Genomic DNA, 4,318 nt, shown 5'->3' with positions numbered 1-4,318 from the left:
GACGCTGCTCAGTGCGGCGGCGTACGCATCGCTTTGCAGGCCCGAGGCGAGAGCGGCGGCCGCGGGCGCGGTGTACTGCGCAAAGACGACGTCATAGCCGGACTGCACGAGCTTCACGCTGTTCTGTGTGACGCATGTGTCCACCTGGGCGCAGTCGACCAGCGTGTCGAGGTTGCCGGCCTGTTGGTCGGCCTTGAGCAGCGCGGGCAGCACGGCCGAGCTGACGGCTGCGCCCAGGCGCTGCGTGGTGCCGGCGGCCTTGGCGGCGCTGCGCGCGTAGCTGAAGACGGTCGGGGCGGCCAGCGTGACGACGGTGTCGTCGGTTACGCCGTGTCGGTTCTGCCAGGCGCCCGACAGCACGGTGGCCCAGCTCGGCGTATCCAACGGCGGTTGCGCGGTGGTTGTGCCCAGCGTGCCGCCGGTCGAGGCGGGCATCACGGACAGCGTGCCCAGGTTCGGCAGGCTGCGCTGCAGCAGCGCGCTCTGCACCTGCGCATAGGTCGCGCCATCCACGCCCACCACCAGCACTTTCTTGCTGGCGCTGGTGGACGGCACATTCGTGCCGCCAGGGTTGGCGACGGGCGCGCTGTCGCTGCCCCCGCCACAGGCCGCCAGCGTGGCGGCCACGGTTGCGCCCAGCGCGGCCGTGAGCAGGCGGCGGGCAGGTTGGTTCGAAGCCATGTCGGTTTTCCTCGGTCTGTGTGCGCGGCGCGCGGGCGCGGGCCGCTCTGATTGCGCTCCCCCGCAATGCGACCGAAGAGTAGGGACGGGGCCTGTCGCTCAGGTGACAGGCGCGGCAAGAATACTGATGCCGCTATTCGGATTTCTTGAGTGCACGAGGAATCATCGGAAGCCGATGCGGTGCATCTGCGCACCAGTGCAGTGCGCGCCACACATACCCCTACTGCAGATGAGGTGAGGTCTATTGATCTTGTGAAGGTGATAGAAAGAATTATTCTGAAAATGTGTCCATTGCGACGCCACACGCGAGTCCCGACGGCCCTTTGTACAGACTGGGATGGCGGGCTTGCGGCGCTGCATTCCGATTGCAAAAAAGCCCCCGAAACCCCATCTGTCAAGACTAGGCAAATTCGATTGGCCCACTATACTTAGCGCCAATCCCGGGGTGACACACTAGATGTAGTGGTGAATTTCCGGGATTCTCATTTCGGCGCCCGCGCGGGGGCGAGCGTACGGCGGGTCAAGCCGGCGCTTGGGGGCCGAGGAAAGGCAAGGGCCTTTTCCGTCTCTTTTTCTCTGCGCGGCGCAAGGGTTTGCCAAGGGTTCATCACCCCAGGCGAGCCGCCAATCGAACGGTTCAACAGGAGTCCTTATGCAAACGGCCCAATCCGAAATTCACTCCGGCACCGCCAATCCTTCCCAATTTGCGCAAAGTGCTGGCGGCACGGCCGTGGCCCCCGGCACCGGCTACGCTGACTACAAGATCATCCGCCGTAACGGTGCGGTGGTTGGTTTCGAGCCCTCCAAGATTGCTGTGGCGATGACCAAGGCCTTCCTCGCCGTGAATGGCGGGCAGGGCGCTGCTTCCGCGCGTGTGCGCGAGCTGGTCGACCAACAGACGCAGAACGTGGTGCGCGCCCTGCTGCGCAGCCGCCCGAACGGTGGCACGTTCCACATCGAAGACGTGCAGGACCAGGTGGAACTGGCCCTGATGCGCTCGGGCGAACACGACGTGGCCCGCGCCTACGTGCTGTACCGCGAGCGCCGCGCCCAGGAGCGCGCACAGGCCGGCGAAACGCAGCAGCAACCGGCCTTCATCGGCCTGAACGTGACCGACGGCGGCATCACCCGCCCGCTGGACATGGTGGCGCTGCGCAACGTGATCGTCTCGGCCTGCGAAGGTCTGGGCGACGCAGTGGACCCGGAGCCGATCCTCAAGGAAACGGTCAAGAACCTGTATGAAGGCGTGCCGATGAGCCAGGTGTACGACTCGGCCATCCTGGCCTCGCGTACCCTGATCGAAAAGGACCCGGCGTACAGCCAGGTCACCGCGCGCATCCTGATGCATACGATCCGCCGCGAGATCCTCGGCGAAGAAGTCACGCAAGCGGAAATGAGCGCGCGTTATGTCGACTACTTCCCGCAGTTCATCAAGCGCGGCATCAACGCCGAGCTGCTCGACGACAAGCTGGCCCAGTTCGACCTGGTGAGGCTGGGCGCGGCGCTGGACGCCTCGCGCGACTTCCAGTTCAACTACCTCGGCCTGCAGACGCTGTACGACCGCTACTTCCTGCACATCAACGAAACCCGCATCGAGATGCCGCAGGCATTCTTCATGCGCGTGGCGATGGGCCTGGCCCTGAACGAAATCGACCGCGAAGCCCGCGCCATCGAGTTCTATCAACTGCTGTCGTCGTTTGACTTCATGTCGTCGACGCCGACGCTGTTCAACTCGGGCACGCGCCGTTCGCAGCTGTCGTCGTGCTACCTGACCACCGTGTCGGATGATCTGGACGGCATTTACGAAGCGCTGAAGGAAAACGCGCTGCTCTCCAAGTTCGCCGGCGGCCTGGGCAACGACTGGACCAACGTGCGCGCACTCGGCTCGCACATCAAGGGTACGAACGGTAAGAGCCAAGGCGTGGTGCCGTTCCTGAAGGTGGTCAACGACACGGCTGTCGCAGTCAACCAAGGCGGCAAGCGCAAGGGCGCCGTCTGCGCGTACCTGGAAACGTGGCACCTGGATATCGAAGAATTCCTGGAGCTGCGCAAGAACACCGGCGACGACCGCCGCCGCACGCACGACATGAACACGGCCAACTGGATTCCGGACCTGTTCATGAAGCGTGTGATGGAAGGCGGCGAGTGGACGCTGTTCTCGCCGTCCACCTGCCCGGACCTGCATGACAAGGTCGGCAAGGCATTCGAGCAGGCCTATCTGGGCTACGAAGACAAGGTCGCGCGCGGCGAGATCAAGCTCTTCAAGAAGATGCCGGCGCTGCAACTGTGGCGCAAGATGCTGGGCATGCTGTTCGAAACCGGCCACCCGTGGATCACGTTCAAGGATCCGTGCAACATCCGCAGCCCGCAGCAGCACGTGGGCGTGGTGCACAGCTCCAACCTGTGCACGGAAATCACGCTGAACACCAACGACAGCGAAATCGCCGTCTGCAACCTGGGTTCGGTGAACCTGGTCGCTCACCTGGTCAAGCAGGCCGACGGTAGCGTGGTGCTGGATCACGAGAAGCTGAAGAAGACCGTGCGCACCGCCATGCGCATGCTCGACAACGTGATCGACATCAACTATTACGCCGTCAAGAAGGCACGTGATTCGAACCTGCGCCACCGTCCGGTCGGCATGGGCATCATGGGCTTCCAGGACGCGCTGCATGTGCTGCGCATTCCGTACGCCAGCGAAGGTGCCGTGCAGTTTGCCGACACCTCGATGGAAGCGGTCTGCTACTACGCCTACTGGGCATCGACCGAACTGGCCGAAGAGCGTGGCCGCTACAGCAGCTACAAGGGCTCGCTGTGGGATCGTGGCATCCTGCCGCAAGACTCGCTCAAGCTGCTGGCCGAAGAGCGCGGTGGCTATCTGGAAACGGATATGTCGTCGACGATGGACTGGGACAGCCTGCGCGGCCGCATCAAGCAGTACGGCATGCGCAACTCGAACTGCGTGGCGATCGCCCCGACGGCCACCATCTCGAACATCATCGGCGTGTCGGCCTGTATCGAGCCGACGTACCAGAACCTGTACGTCAAGTCGAACCTGTCGGGCGAGTTCACGGTGGTCAACGACTACCTGGTGCGCGACCTGAAGGCGCGCGGCCTGTGGGACGAAGTGATGGTCGCCGACCTGAAGTATTTCGACGGCTCGCTGGCCCGCATCGACCGCATCCCGCAAGACCTGCGCGACCTGTACGCAACGGCCTTCGAGGTGGAGCCGACGTGGCTGGTGGAAGCGGCCTCGCGTCGCCAGAAGTGGATCGACCAGGCGCAGTCGCTGAACATCTACATGGCCGGCGCGTCGGGCAAGAAGCTGGACGATACCTACAAGCTGGCCTGGCTGCGTGGCCTGAAGACCACGTACTACCTGCGCACGATCGGCGCCACGCACGTCGAGAAGTCGACCGTGTCGCGCGGCACGCTGAACGCCGTGTCGTCGGGTAGCGATGTGGGTGGCGTGTCGGCGGCGGGTGCATCGCAGGCTGCGCCGACCAGCGCGCTGGATGCCGCTGCTGCCACCGCGCAGGCCATGCCGGAAGCCGAAGGCGCCGTGTGCACGATGCGCCCGGGCGACCCCGGTTTCGAAGAGTGCGAAGCCTGCCAATAAAGCACTGAGCGGGCTGTTACC

The 4,318-nt window shown here is 64.3% G+C and carries 1 protein-coding gene and 1 pseudogene; one reads left to right on the top strand and one right to left on the bottom strand.

The features are described from left to right. Positions 1 to 681 (bottom strand): annotated as a pseudogene (locus tag JHD73_RS26720) (alkaline phosphatase family protein); the annotation flags it as partial. 652 nt (positions 682 to 1,333) lie between these two features. On the opposite strand from JHD73_RS26720, the gene JHD73_RS26715 reads away from it, so the two are divergent. Further along, on the top strand, positions 1,334 to 4,297 hold the full coding sequence (locus JHD73_RS26715) for a ribonucleoside-diphosphate reductase subunit alpha (RefSeq protein WP_199033166.1): 2,964 nt from the start codon (positions 1,334 to 1,336) through the stop codon (positions 4,295 to 4,297). Positions 4,298 to 4,318 lie beyond the last annotated feature (21 nt).

Origin of the sequence: Ralstonia sp. ASV6 (assembly GCF_016429285.1) — a bacterium.
Taxonomy (GTDB): Bacteria; Pseudomonadota; Gammaproteobacteria; order Burkholderiales; family Burkholderiaceae; genus Ralstonia; species Ralstonia flaminis.
This window is presented reverse-complemented; position numbering and strand designations above follow the sequence as displayed.

Bases quoted from the DNA above. Each gene is read 5' to 3' on its own strand.
- JHD73_RS26715 (WP_199033166.1), top strand. From the start codon at position 1,334: ATGCAAACGGCCCAATCCGAAATTCACTCCGGCACCGCCAATCCTTCC.